Raw genomic sequence first — 18,578 nt, forward strand, 5'->3', positions numbered from 1 at the left:
TCCGGGACCGACCGCTCGGGCCCCTTCGCGAGCTCAGCGGCGGGCGGCGAGCGCTTTCGCCGACTGCTGCGCGGCGCGACGGACCTCGCGGTCGGGGTCACGGAGGAGCGCTTCGAGGAGCGGCTTGGCGTCCTCACCACCGACGACGGCGAGCGCCCGGGCTCCGGCTGCGCGCACGCGGGCGTGGTCGTCGCTCAGCAGTGGGGCGATCGCGGCGACGTCGCCGATCCGACGCTCGGCGCAGACGCGTGCGGCCATCTCGCGGACGCGCCAGGCCTGGTTGCCGAGTGCTCCGACGACGGGCGCGGTGGCCGAGTCGTCCCACACGTGCAGCAGGGCGCGGGTGCCCCAGAGCTCGGGCCAGTACAGCGCGGGCGCTCCGCCGAGGATGCCCTCGGCGTGGTGTCCGCCGACGACGCGGAGGAAGTCCTCACCCTCGTAGCGACCGGCGAGCAGGGAGACGCAGCGTTCGACGACCCGGGTCTCGCTCTCGGCGGCCACCGCGTTGGCGAGCCGTTGCTCGAGGGACGCCTGCGTGGCGGGGGTCGACGGGTCGGGTGTCTCGTTCTGCGCTGTCATCGTCCCCCCACCCTAGCCCGCGAGCTGTCACCAACGGTGGGTGATGCAGGCCTACACCCGCCACTGGTGACAGTTCGCGGGCTGCGGCAGGTTATGGGACGCGGGTGAGCCAGGCGTCGGTGGCGAACTTGTCGGTGACGAGCTGCTCGGCGGCGGCGCGCTCGGCATCGGTGACGTGGCCGGGGGTCGCGCCGGCGATCTCGACGAAGGTGTCCTTCATGCGGTCGATGATCTCGGCCCGCGAGAGCCCGGTCTGGCTGCGGAGCGGGTCGACGCGCTTCGCCGCAGAAGTCGTGCCCTTGTCGCTGAGCTTCTCACGCCCGATGCGGAGCACCCGGGTCATGAGCTCCCCGTCCATGTCGTAGCTCATCGTGACGTGGTGCAGGACGGCGCCGTTCCCGAGTCGCTTCTGCGCGGCACCGCCGATCTTGCCCGACGGGCTCGTGATGTCGTTGAGCGGCTGGTACGTCGCCTCGATGCCGAGCGAGCGGAGGGCGACGAGCACCCAGTCGTCGAGGTAGGCGTAGGAGTCGGCGAAGGTCATGCCGTTCACGAGCTCGGCCGGGACGTAGAGCGAGTAGGTGATGATGCCACCGCGCTGCATCATCATCGCGCCACCGCCGGAGACGCGGCGGACGACCTCGAAGCCGTTCGCCTTCGCGTTGTCGAGGTCGACCTCGTTCTTGAGCGACTGGAAGCTGCCGATGACGACCGCCGACTGGTCCCACTCCCAGATGCGGAGCGTCGGACCGCGGCGGCCCTCGCCGACCTCGTTGGTCAGGACCTCGTCGAGCGCGAGGTGGAGCTGCGGTGACACCGAGCCCTCGTGGATGAGCTTCCAGTCGTAGTCGCCCCAGCCCGTCGCCTTCGCGAGCGAGCGGCGGATCGCCGTCGCGACGGCCTCGGGCGTGAAACCGAGGAGCACGGCGTCCTCGGGCAGGGCGCCGCGGATGGCTGCGGCGAGGCCTGCGGCGTCGGTGGTGGCGGGGAGCCCCGTGACGGCGCGGTCGATCAGCGCGAGTGCGTCGTCGGGTTCGAGGAAGAAGTCACCCGCGAGGCGGAAGTCCGCGATGCGGTCGTCGACCACCTCGAGATCGACGACGACGAGCTTGCCACCCGGGACCTTGTACTCACCATGCATGCCCCCAGCCTATTCCTGGACGGCGTCCGGATTCCCCGGAAGGGGCGTCGAACCGGGTCAGGAGTCGAAGCCGATACCGAAGCGGTCCATGACCTTCAGGAGCAGGCCGTCGCGGCCCTCGTTCGCGTCGGAACGGGCGACCGCACGGCGGACGGTCTGGATCGCGGGGTTCGCGATGGGCTCCGGAGGGATGGGGATCGGCTTGGACCGGACCATCTTCAGGCGGGTCAGCTCGGTCGACTCGCCACTCAGCAGATCGAGCATGACCTTCGCACCGAAGCGCGTGGCGCCGACCCCGAGTCCGGTGAACCCGGCGCTGTAGGCGACGCGTCCGCCGAGTGCCGTGCCCTGGAACGCCGAGAGCCGCGAACACATGTCGATCATGCCGCCCCACGCGTGGGTGAACCGGACGTCGAGTTGCGGGTAGGTCGTGAAGAAGTGGTCGGCGAGGGTCTCGAACGTCTCGCGGCGCTGATCATGCTCCGGCCGGATCCTGCCACCCCGGTGGTAGACCGCGTCGAAGCCGCCGTAGAGGATGCGGTCGTCGGCGGACCTGCGGGAGTAGTGGAACTCGCGACTCGAGTCGGCGATGCCGAAACGATCGGTCCACCCGATGCTCTCGAGCTGCTCCGGGGAGAGCGGCTCGGTCATGAGCACGTAGTCGTACACGGGGATCGTCAGGAGCTCCGTGCGCTTGAGGAGCGACGGGAAGCCGTTGGTGGCGAGCGCGACGTGCCGAGCCTGCACCCCGCCCTGCTTCGTGGTCACCGCGACGCCGTCGCCCGAGCGTCGCAGCCGGGTCGCCGGGGTGTGCTCGAAGACCCGCACTCCGAGCTCGATGCAGGCGCGCTTCAAACCCCAGGCGAGCTTCGCCGGGTGCACGAGCGCAGTGCTCTTCCACTCCCGCTGACCAGCCAGGTAGACGGGTGAGTGCACGAGCGCCTGGACGGCCTCGCGATCGAGGAAGACACCGTCGCCCGACACCTCGCGCAGCGCGTCGACCTGATGCGGCTCGGTCGCGACCGTGAGCACACCGGTGTGCTCGAACTCGGCGTCGATCCCGAGGCGGTCGAGCGTGGCGACGAACTCGTCGAAGTTCTCGTCCGCCAGGCGATCGAGCTCCGGCAGTTCGTCGGCGAAGTGGCGCTCGCCGTTGTCGACACCGTGGGTGAGGCTCTCCTCGAAGAAGCCGCCGTTCCGGCCACTCGCCGCCCATCCGACCTCCTTGCCCTCGATGAGCACGACGTCACGCGAGGGGTCGGCCTCCTTGGCGATGAGGGCCGTCCAGAGTCCGGAGTAGCCGCCGCCGACGACCAGCAGATCCGCCGTGACCTGGCCGACGAGTCGGGGCTCCGGCGTCGGCCGGTCGGGGCTGTCGAGCCAGTACGGGACCGTACTCGCTCCCGCGAGCGACCGCGCGATGCGCTCGGCCGAGTTCCGTCTGCGGTGGCTGTAGGTGGGTCCGTCCGAGGTCACCGGGTCTCCTCTGCGTCGAGTATGGGTGTCGCGACTGTACCCCGCGGCCCCTGAGCTTGTCACCGGTCCGGATACCCGGCGACCCGCCCGCTCAGGTGCGCTGGTCGAGCCACTCCACGACGTCGCGCTCGACGTCCTCGCGGTTCAGCTCGTTGAAGATCTCGTGCCGCGCCTCGGGGTAGATGACGAGCGTCACGTCCGTCAGCTTCGAGCGCTTCACGTACGCGTCGCGAAGCAGGGTCAGGCCGCGGACGCCGCCGAGGGCATCGTCGGAGCCGCCGAGGATCAGCACGGGCAGCTTGCGCGGCAGGCGCTTCGGCGGGCGACCGAGGAAGGCGAACGCCTGGATCGGGTTCCACACCGGGGTGACGCCGATGTCGAAGTTGCGCTCGTCGGCGGCGAACGCGGCCCAGGCTGCAGGGTCGCGGTTGAGCCACTCGAGACCGGTCTTCCCGGTCTTCCGCCAGCGCTTGTTGAGGTCGCCGGCGTTGATGACGCCGGGCATCGCGAGCGAGGTGCCGGAGAGGATGAGGAGTTCGTACAGATCGTGTTCGGCGACGACCTTCTGCGCCATGAGCGAGCCCCAGCTGTGACCGAGCAACGCGAGCCGCGACTCGGGGAAGCGGGTCCGCAGGTACCGGCCGACGGCGGCGACGGAGTCGATCGCGCCCCGGGTGGTCCGCGGGCCGAGCTTGCCGAGGCCGAGGTGCTCGAGGCCCGTGCGACCGTGGCCGCGGTGGTCGTCGGCCACGACCGTGTATCCCGCGTCGTTGAGCCGTGCGGCGAGACGCCCGTACCGGAGGGCGTGCTCGCCCGCGCCGTGGGCGATGTGCACGACGGCCCGCGGGTTCGGCACCTCCCACAGGTAGACGTAGACCGTGACGCCGTCGTCGTCGACGATCGTCTCGGTCGCATACGGTCGTGGCTCGACGGGGCGGTTCGCGTCGTCGACGGGTGGCGGGGTCTGCTCGCTCATCCCGCCAGCGTATGCCCTCGGACCGTCCGCGTCGCGAGTCCGTTTGCGGTTCCCGGAGGGCAGGCGTACGGTGAACGAGGCCCGAACGGCGGGCCGGCAGGTTTCGACGGAAGCGAGGTGAGCGGCCATGGCTGGTGACAGTACCCGCGCCACCGCATCGACGAGCCGCCCCGCCTCCCTCACCCGGTAGGCGCTGCCACCGCCGGTGCCGAGGCGCCCTCACTCACACCTCCCCGGGTGCGATCCACCGAGATCGCCTGCACCCGCGCGGCCGCCGCACGTTCCCGTCGATCGATGGACGGAGACCTCATGGCACTCATCGACAACGGCATCTACGTGACCGGACGGCGCTCGGCGAGCCCGCGATCGCTCGACGCCACGTACGAGCTCCTCAACGAACAGCGCGGCATGGCCTGGATCGGTCTGTACCGCCCCGAACCGTCGGAAATCCGCTCCGTCGCTCAGGAGTTCGACCTGCATCCGCTCGCCGTCGAGGACGCCTTGAAGGGCCATCAGCGGGCGAAGCTCGAGCGGTACGGCGACACGCTGTTCGTCGTGCTGCGTCCCGCCCGCTACCTGGACGAGGAGGAGCGGGTCGAGTTCGGCGAGGTGCACCTGTTCGTCGGACCCGGGTTCGTCGTCACGGTCCGCCACGCGGAGAAGCCCGACCTCGGCCAGGTCCGGCGGCGACTCGAAGCCCGGCCCGACATCCTCGCACTCGGTCCCGACGCCGTCCTGCACGCGGTGCTCGACCAGGTCGTCGACGGCTACGGTCCGGTCGTCGCGGGGCTCGAGAACGACATCGACGAGATCGAGGACGAGCTCTTCGGCGACGCCGCGGACGTCTCGCGTCGCATCTACGAGCTGCTGCGCCAGGTCATCGCGTTCCAGCGCGCGACCACGCCCCTGCGGGCCATGCTCCACGGCCTGCTGCAGGGTGCCGACAAGTACGGTCTCGACGAGGAGCTGCGCAACGGCTTCCGCGACGTGCTCGACCACACCCTCCGGATCGCGGAGCGCGTCGACTCCTTCCGCCACCTGCTCCGGAACGCGCTGACGGTGCACGCGACGCTCATGACGCAGCAGCAGAACGAGGAGATGCGACGCCTCTCGGAAGCGAGCCTCGCGCAGAACGAGGAGTCGCGTCGGATGAGCGAGACGGCGCTGGCGCAGAACGAGGAGATCAAGCGGATCTCCTCCTGGGCGGCGATCCTCTTCGCCCCGACACTCATCGGCACCGTCTACGGCATGAACTTCGACGACATGCCGGAGCTGCACTGGCAGTTCGGCTACCCGGTCGCCATCGGAGCGATGCTCGTCCTCTCCGGGACCCTGTACGCCATCTTCCGAGCCCGCCGCTGGCTCTGACCCCCCCCTGCTCGCGAACTGTCACCATCTGCCAGTCCTGCTCCCCGTGCACTGTCGGTTTGTGACAGTTCGCGGGTATACTTAGGGTGGCTAATGAGCTAGGCTAATGGATCGTGGCAAGCGGAGCAGCGACGAAGACCAGGGCACTGACGATCGCCGAGCAGGCGTCCGAACTCCGGATGGGCACCTTCCGGCTCGCGAGACGACTGCGCGGGGAGAAGTCGGTCGACGACCTCAGCGACCCGCAGTTCTCCGTCCTCGGAGGGCTCTACAAAGAGGGCTCCGCAACCCTGCGGGCACTGGCCGAACGCGACCGCGTGTCCGCGCCATCCATGAATCGCACCGTCAACTGCCTCGAAGAGGCCGGGTACGTCACCCGAGAAACCGACGCGGCCGACCGCCGGAAGGTCACCATCGCCCTCACCGAAGCGGGCCACACCACCGTCACCGAGACCGTCCGGAAACGCGACGCGTGGATCACCCAGCAGCTGCGCGCGCTCACCCCGGACGAACGCGACACCCTCGCCCGCGCAGCCGAGATCATGAGGAGACTCGCCACCCAGTGAGTGCAATGTTCCGTTCCCTGTCCAGCGTCAACTACCGCATCTGGTTCATCGGCGCACTCGTGTCGAACGTCGGCGCCTGGATGCAGGCCACCACCCAGAACTGGGTCGTGCTGACCGACCTCACCGACAACGACGCCGTGGCCGTCGGCGCCACCATGGCCCTGCAGTTCGGGCCGCAGCTCGTCCTCGTGCCGATCACCGGTCTCATCGCCGACCGCTTCGATAAGCGGAAGATCCTCATCCTCACCCAGTCGAGCCTCATGCTCCTGGCCGCAGCCCTCGGCGCCCTGCTCATCTTCGGTCACGCCGAGCTGTGGCACATGTACCTCTTCGCGCTGGCCCTCGGCATCATCAACGCCGTCGACGGCCCGGCCCGCCAGACCTTCGTCTCCGAGCTCGTCGACGAGCACAACATGTCGAACGCCGTCGCGCTCAACTCGGCGTCCTTCAACGCGGCGCGCATGGTCGGCCCCGCCATCGCCGGTCTCCTCATCGTCGCGATCGGCTCAGGGTGGGTGTTCGTCGTGAACGCCTTCACCTTCCTCGGCGTCATCGGCGCCCTGTTGGCCCTGCGCACCGGCAAGCTCCGTCGGGCGCCGCGCGCACCGCGGGCTCGAGGACAGTTCGTCGAGGGCTTCCGCTACGTCCGCGGACGGCCGGACCTCATGGTGATCTTCGTGATCGTGTTCATCATGGGCGCGTTCGGCATGAACTTCCCGATCTTCGCCTCGACCATGGCCGTCGAGTTCGGCAAGGGCGCGGGCGAGTACGGCATCCTCTCCTCGGTGCTCGCGATCGGTTCCCTGACCGGCGCGCTCCTCGCGGCGCGGCGTGCGCAGGCCCAGATGCGGATGATCGTCGGCGCGGCCGGGCTCTTCGGCGTCGCTGCGCTCACGGCCGCGTTCATGCCGAGCTACTGGTCGTTCGCCGCCGTGCTGATCCTCGTCGGCTTCTCGACGGTGACGCTCCTGACGACGGCGAACGGACTCGTGCAGACGAGCACCGAGGCCGCCGTCCGTGGCCGGGTGATGGCGCTGTACATGGCGATCCTCATGGGTGGCACCCCGATCGGCGCGCCCATCGTCGGATGGGTGGCGAACACCTTCGGGCCGCGCTGGGCGCTCGGCCTGGGCGCTCTCGCCGGGTTCGCGGCCTGCGCCACCGGTTTGGCCTACGGGGTGTTCCGTCATCACCTCCGTCTGCGCGTCGCACCGGACTCCCGCTGGCGCCTGCAGTTCACCCACGACGGGGTCGTCTCACCGGTCACGCCGGAGGACTTCTCGGAGCAGATCGCGCTCACCTCGCCGATCCCGCTGCCGAAGCCGAAGTCGCGCGCGAAGGCGCCCGAGCCGCGTCCGGAGTCGCGTCCCGAGTCGTCGCCGGTCGACGAGTCGACGACCCTCACCGGCTCCCGCCGCTAGACGGTCCTCCGCTCCGACCCGCTCGGCGTCCACAACTCCTGCATCCTGCGACCGCCGGGGCTCCCTGCCGGTCGGGGCGGCGGGTGACGCGGCCGGTCGTCACGCGCAGCAGGAGTCACGAACGACCCGACACCGGGCGGGCACTCGGGACCCAGCACCGCAGCTCATCGCGGTAGCGGCGGTAGGGCTCGCCGAAGCGCGCTTCGAGGTCGGCCTCCTCGACGGGCCGGACCAGGACGTTCCAGACGACGGCTCCGAAGACCGCGTAGACGACCACGATCCAGGACGACAGCAGGAGTCCGACGCCGATGCCCTGGACGATGCTGCCGACGGCCATCGGATTGCGGACGAAGCGATACGGGCCGGCGATGACGAGTCGGTTCGGCATCGCGGCGGGTAGCGGCGTCCCACCACCGGTCGTCGCCATCGCGGCTGCGGACCAGAGCCCGACGACGCTCCCGAGCACCAGGACGACGATGCCGACGGCCACGGCGAACTGCTCGGCACCCGGCGGCAGGGCGACCGCGACCTGCCACCGCGACTCGAAGAAGCGCAGGACGGCGGGGATCACCGCGAGGAAGACACCCCAGAACGCGACGATCTCGACGGCGGTCCTCACGAGTTGCGAACCGGTCGACGCCGACGCATCCGCCGGGCGGAAGGCGAACGGCCCGACGGCGATCCACGCTCTCGGGATCCCGCCCGTGAGGACGAGCGCGAGTGCCGTGACCGAGCCGAACGCGGCACCGATCATCAGCAGGGCACCGACGCCCGCCTCCTGGGTCACGGCCGCGAAGATCCCCAGTGACACGGTGACCAGCAGCGTCCATCCGGTCGCGAGGATCGCCGCCCATTGGATGGCGCATGCGGCGAGCGCCGAGGCGACGACGAAGAACGGGACGTCGAGCACGGCTGTGACGACGGGGTCGAGGCTGCCGAGCGTCGCCGCACGGACGGGCGGGACGAGGAACACCGACACCCACCACGCTGCACCGGCGAGGGCCTGCACCGCGAAGTACCAGCGTCCCCAGCGCTCGGCGCTCATGTGCTCGTCGGTGTCGGGGTCGGGGTCGGGGTCGTCATCGGCGTCGGCGCGCGATGAGCCACGCGACGAAGCGCCACCCCAGGAGGAGAGCGGCGAGGACGAGGACGGTCACGATGACGAAGCTGAGTTGGACGCCCTGGCCGGAGACCGCGCGCAGCACCATTCCGACGACGACGGTCGACACCCAGACGACGACGCCCGCCCAGCGGACGGAGCGGGTCTCGCGCTGACCGAGGACGAGCGCGAGCACGTGTCCGACGAGGAGCCCGACGGCGAACGGCCACAGCGTCACGAGGAGTCCGAGGACGCCTTCGCCGTGGCTGGCGCGGCCGATGAGGACGAACACGATGACGGCGAGGAGGTCGATGCCGACGGTCGCGGCGAATCCGGCGGGGGTCCTGCTGGGGCGGTCCATCCCCTCACCCTATTGGCGTCGTCGCCGCCCACCCTGGAGGGAGGCCGCATGGCGCGCTGCGAGGCCTATCGCTCGGTGCCGGCGCTGGCTACGATGGCGCTGACACCCGATCGACGAAGGAGCCGTCATGTCGTTCCAGGCCTATCTCGATGCCGCCGAGGCGAAGACCGGCAAGACCCCGCGCGCGCTCGTCGACGAGGCGCACGCCCGCGGCTTCGACGCGTCGACGAAGGCCGGTGAGATCCTCGAGTGGCTGAAGGCGGACTACGAGCTCGGCCGAGGTCACGGGATGGCGCTCGTGCACGTCATCAAGAACGGTCCGACGATCAGCGAGAAGCACGTCGGCACCGACGGGGTGCACCGTGACGAGTCGACCGAGCTCTGGCTCGACGGAGCGGCGACGAAGCCCGCCGCCCCCTGATTCCCCGTCCGGCTTGCTGCCAGCGCGGTGCGCTGACGCGAGCGCGGGGCTGTGGCGTGAGCGCGCCCCTCTGGAGACCCGCGGTCACCCGCCAGACCCGCGCTGGAACCTGAACACCGCCGCTCGCGTCAGCGCACCGCGCTGGGCCCGGAACAGCGACCTTCGCGTCAGAGCGGTGCGCTGGCGGACGAAGTCTTCGCTCAGTACCAGAAGATCGGGATCCAGTCGCGATGGTGGGCGTGCACGATCGCGAGGAAGACGATCGCGTCGAACAGCAGGTGGACCGCGAGGATGTACCCGAGCGACCGCGTCTTCGAGAACAGGTACCCCTGGAGGAGTGCGAACGGGAACGTCAGCAGCGGACCCCACGAGCGGTAACCGAGTTCCCACAGGAACGAGACGAAGATGACGGCCTGCAGGAGGTTGGCCTGCCAGACCGGGAAGTGCCGGCGCAGCAGGGCGAAGCAGGTGCAGATGAAGAACAGCTCGTCCCACGCGCCGACCGCGTTGACGCCGACGAAGAACCGGCCGAGTTCCCCGGCGTCGCTGATTACCGGCCAGTTCTCGTAGGCGCCCGAACGGATGAAGTAGAACGGGAGGATCGCCCAGCCGAGCAGCGGGACGGCGACGAGGTAGGCGATCTCGCCCTTCGTCTTCTTCTCGCGGCTGCGCCAGGGGAAGGTGATCGCCTTCCGCCGGTAGACGAATCGGTCGATGAGGAACGGGACACCGACCGCCAGCAGGAGGACGGTGCCGATGCGGAAGAAGCTCGGCCAGGAGACGTCCGCCTCCACGGATGTGGTCGAGACGATCCCGATGCCGATCGCGATGAGGAACAGGTCTTTCGCGAGTTCTCGGTCGATGAGGATCGCGGTCGCGAGCGCGGCGACGAGGAGCGGGTAGCCGGCGAGCGGCTGCATGAGGCCGAAGAGGCAGAACGCGGACGCGGCGAGCAGCACCGCAGGGATCAGCTTCATCGGGCGGCGGGCCGGGACGATCATCTCGGTCTGCATGCCGTCGATCCTACGGGTGCCGGCGCGGGGCGCTGACGTGACCGCGGGGTTGCGGGCGTCGGCGCGATGCGCTGACACGAGAGCGCCCGAACGGGCACGACCGCGGGGCTGGCGCGTGAGCGCGACGCTCCGGAGACCCGCGCTCACGCGCATGACCCGCGCTCACGTCAGCGCGCCGCGCTGACGCACCCACCGAGGAGGGTGTGCCCCGCGTCGGCCGGCGGGTCAGGCCTCTCGGGTGATCTCGACCTTCACGAAGAGCTTCGAGCGGTAAGGGCCCGCGTAGACACCGCGGAGTGGGGAGACGTCGCCGTAGTCACGCCCCCGCCCGATGAGGACGTGACGCTCACCCACGTCGACCATGTTCGTCGGGTCGAACCCACGCCAGTCACCGCAGAACCACTCGACCCACGCGTGCGACTCACCCGTCACCGTCTCGCCGATCGCCGCGTGCGGCTTCGGGTGCAGATACCCCGACACGTAGCGGGCCGGGATCCCGACCGAACGCAGCGCCCCGAGGACGATGTGCGTGATGTCCTGACAGACGCCCTTGCGGTTCGCCCACGCCTCGGCAGCGGTCGAGTACACACTCGTGACGCCCTGCACGTAGTCCATCTGCTCGCCGATCTCCCGACTGATGGCCATCGCGGCCTCGCACGGGCTTTCGTGGCGGTCGGCGATGGTCCGGGCGAGCTCGACGAGGTCGTCCGGCGGCGTCGTGCGGCGCGTCTGTTCCAGGTGCTCCACCCGGGTCACGGCGGCCTGGGTCGCGATGTCGAGCTGCTCCCAGCCCGTCGGGTGCGGTTCGTGCTGGCGCGGCCGGACCTCGACGAGGCTCGTCGCCGTGAGCGAGAGCTCGTCGTGTGGGGTCAGCACCTCGAACGCCGAGACCTTCATGCCCCAGTAGTCGGTGTACGTCGACTGCGACGCCCCCGGCTGGATGTCGATGTGCGAGTACAGGACGTACTGGTCCTCGGTCGTCACCGGCAGCATGCGCGCCTCGTTGTACGACGCGTTGACCTTGCCGCCGTAGGAGAAGCCGGTGCTGTGCTTGATGTGGAGCCGGGTCATGAGTTCTCTCCGATCCACGCGGGCACCGCGTGAGTGGGGAAGTAGCGTTCGCGGATCGCCTCGGACACCTGGCTGGTGACGTTCTGCACGGCGTCCATCCGACCGGGGAGGTCGACGAGCGTGTCCTGGATGGGCCGGTATTCGAGGTCGCTCCGGATCTGTCCGAGCAGGCGCTGGGCGGAATCGACCGTCCCGACGCGGCCTCGGCGCGGTTCGAGGTCGCGCATGCACTCCTCGGCCCGACTGATGGAGAACATGACCGACCTGGGGAAGAGCTGGTCGAGCAGCAGGAACTCGGCCGCGTTCTTCGCGCTCGGCATGCCGCGGTACGTGCGCAGGTAGGCCTCGTAGGCGCCGCAGGAGCGGAGGATCGTCGTCCAGGACGGGCCACTCGCCTCGGTGAGCGACCGCGTCGCCAGGAGCCGCGCGGTCATGTCGGCGCGTTCGAGGCTGCGACCGAGGGTGAAGAAGCGCCAGGCGTCGTCACGACTCGTGGCGGAGTCGACGATGCCGACGGCGAGGGCCGAGCGCTCGCGCACCCACCCGAAGAACTCGTGCACCTTGTCGCTCGCGACCCGGCGCGGCATCCGGGCACGCGTCGTGTTGAGACACTCCCAGAGCTCGGTCGACACGATCTCACGGGCACGACGCGCGTTCTCGCGGGCTGCGCCGAGCGAGTAGGCGATCGACGCCGGGTGGGTGCGGTCGACGGCGAGCTGCGCGAGGACGTCCTGGCGGGTGAGCTCCTGGTCGGCGGGCGCGTCGCTGCCCATGACGGACAGCAGTGACCGGCAGGCGGTGTCCTCGTCGATCCACGGGTCCTCGAGCAGCAGCTGCAGGTGGACGTCGAGGATGCGCGCGGTACCGTCGCTGCGCTCGATGTAGCGGCCGATCCAGAAGAGGCTCTCGGCGATGCGGCTCAGCATGATGCGTCCTCCTGCCCGGTGACAGCGGGCGTGGAGAGCGTCTGCTGCTGTTGCTCCTGCTGGTCCTGGTTGCCGACCGGACGGTCCTGGGGCGAGTGCTCCGGGATCGTTCCGTGGTCGTAGATGATCGGGATCGACGTCGTCTCGGTCGTGGCCTGTTCGGCGACGAGACCCTGGATGTCGTGCGACGAGGCCTCGGGCGCGGCGTTCGGGTCGAAGGCCCGGCCGACCACCCAGGTGTCCTTCGAGCCACCACCCTGGCTGGAGTTCACGACCAGCTGCCCCTCCGGCAGGGCGACGCGCGTGAGTCCGCCTGGCAGCACCCAGACGTCGTTGCCGTCGTTGACCGCGAACGGTCGCAGGTCGGCGTGGCGGGGACGCATGCCGTCCTCGACGAGCGTCGGGATCGTGGAGAGCATGACGACCGGCTGCGCGATCCAGCCGCGCGGGTCCTCCTGCAGCTTCGTCTTGAGGGTCGCGAGCTCCTCCTTCGAGGCGTCCGGACCCACGACGAGGCCCTTGCCGCCGGAACCGTCGACGGGCTTGATGACGAGCTCGTCGAGGCGGTCGAGGACCTCTTCGAGGGCGAGCGGGTCCTCGAGACGCCAGGTGTCGACGTTCGGGAGGATCGCGTCCTCGGCGAGGTAGTACTTGATGAGGTCGGGCAGATACGTGTAGACGAGCTTGTCGTCGGCGACACCGTTCCCGACGGCGTTCGCGATGGTCACGTTGCCGAGACGTGCGGCGAGCATGAGCCCGGGCGAACCGAGCATGGAGTCGGCACGGAACGACAGCGGGTCGAGGAACTCGTCGTCGACGCGGCGGTAGATGACGTCGACGCGAGTGGGTCCGGCGGTCGTGCGCATGAAGACCTTGCCGCCGGAGCAGAAGAGGTCACGGCCCTCGACGAGTTCGACGCCCATGAGCCGCGCGAGCAGCGTGTGCTCGAAGTACGCGGAGTTGTACACGCCGGGGGTGAGGACGACGACGTTCGGGTCCTCGACGCCGGGCGGGGCCGACGCACGCAGCGCCTGCAGGAGCTTGTTCGGGTAGTCACCGACGGGCCGGACGCGCATCGAGACGAACAGCTCGGGGAGCGTCTGCGCCATCACGCGACGGTTGGAGATGACGTAGCTGACGCCGGACGGGACCCGGACGTTGTCCTCGAGGACGCGCATCTGACCGTGCTCGTCGCGGATGAGGTCGATACCGGAGACCTGGATGCGGACGCCGTTCGCAGCCTGGATCCCGTAGGCCTGCCGGTGGAAATGCGACGACGAGGAGATGAGCTTCGCGGGGATGACGCCGTCGCGCACGGCGAGCTGCGGGCCGTAGACGTCGGCGAGGAAGGCCTCGAGCGCCTTGACGCGCTGTTTGATGCCGGCCTCGACCTGTGTCCACTCCTGCTGCTCGATCACCCGCGGGACCGCGTCGAGCGGGAACGGACGCTCCTCACCGGCGAAGTCGAAGGTGACGCCCTGCGCGAGGTAGGAGCTGGCGAGGGCGTCGGTGCGACCTCGGAGCTCCTCCTGGGTCATCCGAGCGAGGGAGCTGTAGATCTCCTGATACGCCCGCCTGGCGGTCGCACCACCCGCGTGTTCCGCCGCCTCGCCGAACATCTCGTCGAAGGCGGGGACGCCGCCCGGAGTCTTGCGCGGGGCGAGCGTGCCGCCATAGCCGTTGAACAGGTCACCCATGGGCCGACTCTACCGGGACACGTGTTGCCGGGGTGTTTCGGAGCGCGGGGAGGTGCCCTCGCCGGTGCCGCCCCTACGCGACCGAGGCGGCGGTGAGGGCGGCCAGCTCGTCGGCGGAGAGTTCGAGCGTGGCGGAGGCGAGGAGGTCGGGCAGCTGCTCGACCGTGCGGGCGCTCGCGATCGGCGCGGCGACGGTCGGCTGCGAGCGGAGCCACGCGAGCGACACCGTCGCGACGGAGACGCCGCGGGCCGCGGCGACCTCGTCGAGGACGGGCAGGAGCGCGGCGTGGTCGGCGAGGTAGGCCTGAGCGCCCTCGGCACGGACGCTGTCGACGCTCGACCCCTCGCGGTACTTGCCCGTCAGGAAGCCCTTCGCGAGCGAGAAGTACGGCAGCACCGCGAGCTGCTCGCGCTCGGCGATCGTGCGCAGCTCGCCCTCGAACTCGCGCTCGACGAGGTTGTAGTGCGGCTGGAGGGCGATCGGGCGGTGGAGCCCCTTGGCCTCGACGATCTCGAACCACTCGGCGATGCGCGCTGCGGAGTAGTTGGAGATGCCGAGGTGGCGGACCTTGCCGGCGTCGACGAGGGACGACAGTGCCGTCACCGTCTCCTCGAGCGGCACCGACTCGTCGTCGAAGTGCGCGTAGTAGAGGTCGATGTGGTCGGTGCGGAGGCGCTCGAGCGAGGCGTCGGCCGCCTTGAGGATGTTGTCGGCCGCGAGGCCTGTGAAGTCGGGGTGCTGGCTGACCTTGGTCGCGATGACGAGCTCGTCGCGGTTGCCTCGGAGTTCCTGCCACTCGCCGATGAGTCGCTCGGAGTCACCACCGGTGTTGCCGGGCACCCACGCCGAGTAGCCGTCGGCGGTGTCGATGAAGTTGCCGCCGCCCGCGACGAAGGCGTCGAGGATGTCGAACGAGGTCTGCCGATCGGCGGTCCAGCCGAACACGTTGCCGCCGAGGTTCAGCGGGAAGACGGACAGGTCGGACGTTCCGAGGGTGGTGCGGGCGTGAGTCATCTGATGATCCTCCAGGGTTCGGTGCATCGCTGGTACTTCTCTTCACGCTAAGCCCGCGGACGGCTCGACTATTCCGTCGTGTCGTTCGATGACGAGCGGGCCACCGAGGCCGGACTGGCTCTCCACGGTCCGGCGCCGGCCGTCCTACGGTGGCTCGATGGGCTATCGCATCGACGACTCGAAGGACCGCATCGACCGGGACGCCGTGTGGGCCCTGCTCCGCGAGGTCTACTGGGCGAAGTGGCGCAGCCGAGCCGACGTCGAGGCGCAGATCGACGACGCCTGGCGCGTGATCGGCGTGTACGAGGAGGAGACGGGCGCACAGGTCGGTTTCGCACGAGCGGTGTCCGACGGACTCGGCTTCGGCTACCTCGCCGACGTCATCGTGGACGAAGCGCACCGGGGCCACGGGCTCGGCAAGCGGATCGTGCAGGCCATGATCGACGACGGTCCCGGCGCGCACTTCCGGTGGACGCTCTTCACGAGCGACGCGCACGGCCTCTACGAGCAGTTCGGGTTCACCGACCCCGGCCCGACCGCGCTCGTCCGTCCAGCCGCGCAGCTGCCTGTCCACCCGACGCAGGTACCCACCGCCTGAGTCGCGGCACGTCGTCGCTGAACCGCGGCCCGGGCGACCGATCGCCTCACTTCACCTCATCACTCTCGCCCGGCCTCCAGCCGCGACGGGCTAGCGTTGACGTATGTGGATCTCCGACGACGGCCGATACAACATCGTCGATGTGCCCGCGGAAGCGTATCCGGGGCGCGCCTATCTCCTCGAACTCGTCGCCGGACTCGATCCCGACGAGCTGCAGACGCTCGTGACCCGCATGCAGACGTTCGATGACGCGATGATCGACCGACTCGAGGTCCTCGTCGACGACGAGGCGCCCGAGGTCGCACCGGATCCGGAGCGTGAAGCGCCGTACGTCGATGAGATGATTCCGCGACGCGTCCTCGATTCGATCGACTGGGACGCGATCCTCACCCCACCGTTCCGGATCGAGGCGATCGACGTCGCCGGTGACCGCTGGCGCATGGATGCGTGGGCCTTCCTGGAGTCGATCGTCGAACCGCCCGTCACCCGACCGAGCGCTCGCAACCTCGGCTCCTCCCCCATCGATCCGGCGTAGACCCGCACCTGCCGAATAGGCTGGGTGTCATGACCGACGACGACGTCACCATGACGAACGAACCCTCGCCGCTGCTCGCCGAGGGAGCCGAACTCGAGCACCTGTACACGGGCGCGATCTGGAGCGAGGGGCCCGCATGGATCGCGGAGACCGGCCGCGTGCGCTGGAGCGACATCCCGAACGACCGCATCCTCGAGTTCGACACCGCGACCGGTGAGACGGCCGTGTTCCGTGACGGCGCCGAGTACACGAACGGCCGCACGATCGACCGCGAGGGCCGGGTCGTGCAGTGCAGTCACGGGCGGCGCGCGGTCGAGATCGAGGGGCCCGACGGCCCGATCACGCTCGTCGACCGCTGGGCCGGCGGCCGCTTCAACTCCCCGAACGACGTCGTCGTGCACGCCGACGGCTCGATCTGGTTCACCGACCCGCCGTACGGCATCGATCCGAGCGGGGAGGAGGGCCACCCGGGCGAGCAGGAGTACGGCGGGTGCTACGTCTTCCGGTTCGAGCCGGACACCGGAGCGGTCGAGCCGGTCATCACGGCGATGCTGCACCCGAACGGACTGGCGTTCTCACCGGACGGGTCGATCCTGTACGTGTCGGACACGGGTGACGGCGCACTCCGCATCGCCGCGTACGACGTCGCCGAGGACGGCGTCTCGGTCGTCTTCGGCGACACCCCGGGACGCACCTTCGCGAGCACCGCGGTCCCCGCATCCGACGGCTTCCGGATCGATGTCGACGGCAACGTCTGGTCGTCGGCCGGCGACGGCGTCGAGGTCTTCGACCCCACCGGCGCGACCATCCTGCGCATCCCGGTCCCCGAACGCACGGCGAACGTCTGCTTCGGCGGCGAGGACGGCATGACGCTCTACATCACCGCGTCGAGTTCCCTGTACCGCATCCGCACGGCCACCCGGCAGTCGCCGCGGCCCTGACGGTCGCGCCGCTCAGACGGAGGAGGCCCGGACGACGAGCTCGGGCTGGAAGACGAGGTGGCGCGCGGACAGCGGCGGGATCGGCGCACCCTCCGCGACGGCGAACTCGCCGAGGAGCAGCTCCACCGCGGCGACACCGAAGCCCTCGTGCGGCGCCCGCACCGAGGTGAGCGGGATGATCGACGACTCCGCGAACTCGATGTCGTCGTAGCCGACGATCAGCGATGTCCTCAGGCACCGGGACGACCGTCAAGGACGCGCTCGAGCCATCGATCCGATCGTCCACCTGGTATCTCGATATTTCGCCGCTCAGAAGCATACACATGTTTGATATAAAAGTTTTCTGCGTATACATATTGCGCGCAAAAATGAGAAGTATTAGCTTCATGGGAAGTCGGTCGGAGGGATCAATCTCATGCCATCTCATCTGCAACCGCGGTCGCGCAGGCCTCACAAAGCTTGGGGAGTCGGTCTCATCGCGGTCTCGGCGCCGATCATGTCCATGAGCCTGATTCTCCCGTCACCCGCAGCAGCGATCGGGTTCCTCTCGGTGCCATTGCTCTGCGTCGCTGGCGCGCTGCTCCTTGCGGCGTCCGCCTCAGAACGATGAAGAGTGCCACACAACGAAACGGAGAATGCAGTGGAGCTTATGGGAGTATCACGATTTGTCGCGGCGCTGACGGCCGCTACCCTGTGCGCGGTCGTGATGACCGTTGCACCCGCACAAGCGCGCGCTGAGGACTCGACTACACCCACATCATCCGACGTCCTTCGAGTGGTCACAGACGCGAGCGAGCTTTCGACGACCGACATCACCGGCTCGGAACGAGACCGCTTCCTCCGAGCAGCTTCACAACATCTCGAGGTTCAAGGGGGTGCGCACGTCGACGTTGCTCGGGCTTCCGTCCTCAAAGTTGAAGAGTCGACTGTGGCCGCCAGATTCGATCTGGTTGGCGAAAACGTGGTGGCACCGTCTTCGCTGACAGTGTTCTTGAACGACGGTGCTGAAGTCGTATCCACGGTGGAGATGCTGTTCCAGCCCGATGGTCGAGGTGGCGGAAGCATGAGCGTTTGGCAGGACTCCATCTTCACGTCGACACAGTCCGTGACCGCGTCTCAAGCCGCCGACGCTCTCTCGGGGACCGTATCGGTCAGCGGAAGTGGCGACTGGTGGGGCGAGTTGAGCTCTTGCTTGAGCCAGAGCGGCGTCCCCGTCTGGGCGGCCAGCCTCCTGGCTACCGCTTGCGCCGTGGCTTGCGCAGTCACGGTCGGCATCGGATGCGGCGTGTGCCTGGCCGCGCTGATCGGCACCTCTACAGGCATCACCGCAGCCTGCATCGACTACGCGAACAGCCACGCTTAGCTCAGCGCCAC

Annotated in this window: 20 protein-coding genes; 8 read left to right on the plus strand and 12 right to left on the minus strand. The window is 69.2% G+C overall.

Annotated elements, in window-relative coordinates:
• Positions 1–33: 33 nt before the first annotated feature.
• The 4 genes from BWO91_RS17795 to BWO91_RS17810 all read right to left on the minus strand — a co-directional run bounded on the left by BWO91_RS17795 (position 34) and on the right by BWO91_RS17810 (position 4,172).
• Entirely contained in the window at positions 34–579 is a 546-nt protein-coding gene (locus tag BWO91_RS17795; RefSeq protein ID WP_079003534.1) for a HEAT repeat domain-containing protein, read from the minus strand.
• A gap of 91 nt (positions 580–670) precedes the next feature.
• Positions 671–1,720, minus strand: coding sequence for a lipoate--protein ligase family protein (locus BWO91_RS17800; protein WP_079003535.1), 1,050 nt, complete (start codon positions 1,718–1,720; stop codon positions 671–673).
• 57 nt (positions 1,721–1,777) lie between these two features.
• A complete protein-coding gene (locus BWO91_RS17805; protein WP_079003536.1) occupies positions 1,778–3,196 on the minus strand; it encodes an NAD(P)/FAD-dependent oxidoreductase in 1,419 nt (472 codons plus the stop codon).
• Positions 3,197–3,287: 91 nt separating this feature from the next.
• The gene (locus BWO91_RS17810) at positions 3,288–4,172 is read right to left on the minus strand and encodes an alpha/beta hydrolase (RefSeq protein ID WP_167620527.1); all 885 of its coding nucleotides are present in this window, start codon (positions 4,170–4,172) and stop codon (positions 3,288–3,290) included.
• Between the two features lie 309 nt (positions 4,173–4,481).
• Here BWO91_RS17810 and BWO91_RS17815 point away from each other — a divergent pair, with 309 nt between their 5' ends.
• From BWO91_RS17815 to BWO91_RS17825, 3 genes are all read left to right on the plus strand, one after another.
• On the plus strand, positions 4,482–5,540 hold the full coding sequence (locus tag BWO91_RS17815; RefSeq protein WP_064295772.1) for a magnesium and cobalt transport protein CorA: 1,059 nt from the start codon (positions 4,482–4,484) through the stop codon (positions 5,538–5,540).
• A gap of 113 nt (positions 5,541–5,653) precedes the next feature.
• Positions 5,654–6,106: a MarR family winged helix-turn-helix transcriptional regulator gene (locus BWO91_RS17820; protein ID WP_229939713.1), complete on the plus strand. Its 453-nt coding sequence runs from the start codon at positions 5,654–5,656 to the stop codon at positions 6,104–6,106.
• A gap of 5 nt (positions 6,107–6,111) precedes the next feature.
• Positions 6,112–7,527 (plus strand): MFS transporter, encoded by a 1,416-nt coding sequence (locus tag BWO91_RS17825; RefSeq protein WP_079003538.1) that lies wholly within the window; start codon positions 6,112–6,114, stop codon positions 7,525–7,527.
• Positions 7,528–7,642: 115 nt separating this feature from the next.
• On the opposite strand, the gene BWO91_RS17830 is transcribed toward BWO91_RS17825, so the two are convergent.
• Both BWO91_RS17830 and BWO91_RS17835 read right to left on the minus strand, forming a co-directional pair.
• Complete coding sequence (locus BWO91_RS17830; protein WP_079003539.1) at positions 7,643–8,572, minus strand: methyltransferase family protein; 930 nt, start codon at positions 8,570–8,572, stop codon at positions 7,643–7,645.
• A gap of 34 nt (positions 8,573–8,606) precedes the next feature.
• Positions 8,607–8,987, minus strand: coding sequence for a DUF3054 domain-containing protein (locus tag BWO91_RS17835; protein WP_079003540.1), 381 nt, complete (start codon positions 8,985–8,987; stop codon positions 8,607–8,609).
• Positions 8,988–9,114: 127 nt separating this feature from the next.
• Between BWO91_RS17835 and BWO91_RS17840 the strand changes: the two genes are divergently transcribed.
• Entirely contained in the window at positions 9,115–9,408 is a 294-nt protein-coding gene (locus BWO91_RS17840; RefSeq protein WP_071260650.1) for a DUF4287 domain-containing protein, read from the plus strand.
• Positions 9,409–9,608: 200 nt separating this feature from the next.
• Here the strand turns inward: BWO91_RS17840 and BWO91_RS17845 are convergent, their stop codons facing one another.
• The 5 genes from BWO91_RS17845 to BWO91_RS17865 form a co-directional block, all read right to left on the minus strand.
• Positions 9,609–10,421 (minus strand): CPBP family intramembrane glutamic endopeptidase, encoded by an 813-nt coding sequence (locus BWO91_RS17845; RefSeq protein ID WP_079004046.1) that lies wholly within the window; start codon positions 10,419–10,421, stop codon positions 9,609–9,611.
• A gap of 225 nt (positions 10,422–10,646) precedes the next feature.
• Positions 10,647–11,492: a transglutaminase family protein gene (locus BWO91_RS17850; RefSeq protein WP_064295754.1), complete on the minus strand. Its 846-nt coding sequence runs from the start codon at positions 11,490–11,492 to the stop codon at positions 10,647–10,649.
• Positions 11,489–12,418, minus strand: a complete 930-nt coding sequence (locus BWO91_RS17855) for an alpha-E domain-containing protein (protein ID WP_064295753.1) — start codon at positions 12,416–12,418, stop codon at positions 11,489–11,491. The genes BWO91_RS17850 and BWO91_RS17855 overlap by 4 nt, the downstream gene beginning before the upstream one ends.
• Positions 12,412–14,115 (minus strand): circularly permuted type 2 ATP-grasp protein, encoded by a 1,704-nt coding sequence (locus tag BWO91_RS17860; RefSeq protein ID WP_079003541.1) that lies wholly within the window; start codon positions 14,113–14,115, stop codon positions 12,412–12,414. Before BWO91_RS17860 ends, BWO91_RS17855 begins: the two co-directional genes overlap by 7 nt.
• Before the next feature lie 73 nt (positions 14,116–14,188).
• Positions 14,189–15,130: an aldo/keto reductase gene (locus BWO91_RS17865; RefSeq protein WP_079003542.1), complete on the minus strand. Its 942-nt coding sequence runs from the start codon at positions 15,128–15,130 to the stop codon at positions 14,189–14,191.
• Between the two features lie 157 nt (positions 15,131–15,287).
• Between BWO91_RS17865 and BWO91_RS17870 the strand changes: the two genes are divergently transcribed.
• From BWO91_RS17870 to BWO91_RS17880, 3 genes are all read left to right on the plus strand, one after another.
• Complete coding sequence (locus tag BWO91_RS17870; RefSeq protein WP_079004047.1) at positions 15,288–15,728, plus strand: GNAT family N-acetyltransferase; 441 nt, start codon at positions 15,288–15,290, stop codon at positions 15,726–15,728.
• Between the two features lie 103 nt (positions 15,729–15,831).
• Complete coding sequence (locus BWO91_RS17875; protein WP_064295749.1) at positions 15,832–16,263, plus strand: hypothetical protein; 432 nt, start codon at positions 15,832–15,834, stop codon at positions 16,261–16,263.
• 29 nt (positions 16,264–16,292) lie between these two features.
• On the plus strand, positions 16,293–17,204 hold the full coding sequence (locus BWO91_RS17880; RefSeq protein WP_240555571.1) for an SMP-30/gluconolactonase/LRE family protein: 912 nt from the start codon (positions 16,293–16,295) through the stop codon (positions 17,202–17,204).
• A 12-nt stretch (positions 17,205–17,216) separates the two neighbouring features.
• Here BWO91_RS17880 and BWO91_RS17885 read toward each other — a convergent pair whose 3' ends face one another.
• On the minus strand, positions 17,217–17,366 hold the full coding sequence (locus BWO91_RS17885) for a hypothetical protein (protein WP_240555574.1): 150 nt from the start codon (positions 17,364–17,366) through the stop codon (positions 17,217–17,219).
• Positions 17,367–17,817: 451 nt separating this feature from the next.
• Between BWO91_RS17885 and BWO91_RS17890 the strand changes: the two genes are divergently transcribed.
• Complete coding sequence (locus tag BWO91_RS17890) at positions 17,818–18,567, plus strand: hypothetical protein (RefSeq protein WP_153303547.1); 750 nt, start codon at positions 17,818–17,820, stop codon at positions 18,565–18,567.
• The last annotated feature ends 11 nt before the right edge of the window (positions 18,568–18,578 follow it).

Origin of the sequence: Plantibacter flavus, from assembly GCF_002024505.1 — a bacterium.
In the GTDB taxonomy this organism is placed as follows: Bacteria; Actinomycetota; Actinomycetes; order Actinomycetales; family Microbacteriaceae; genus Plantibacter; species Plantibacter flavus_A.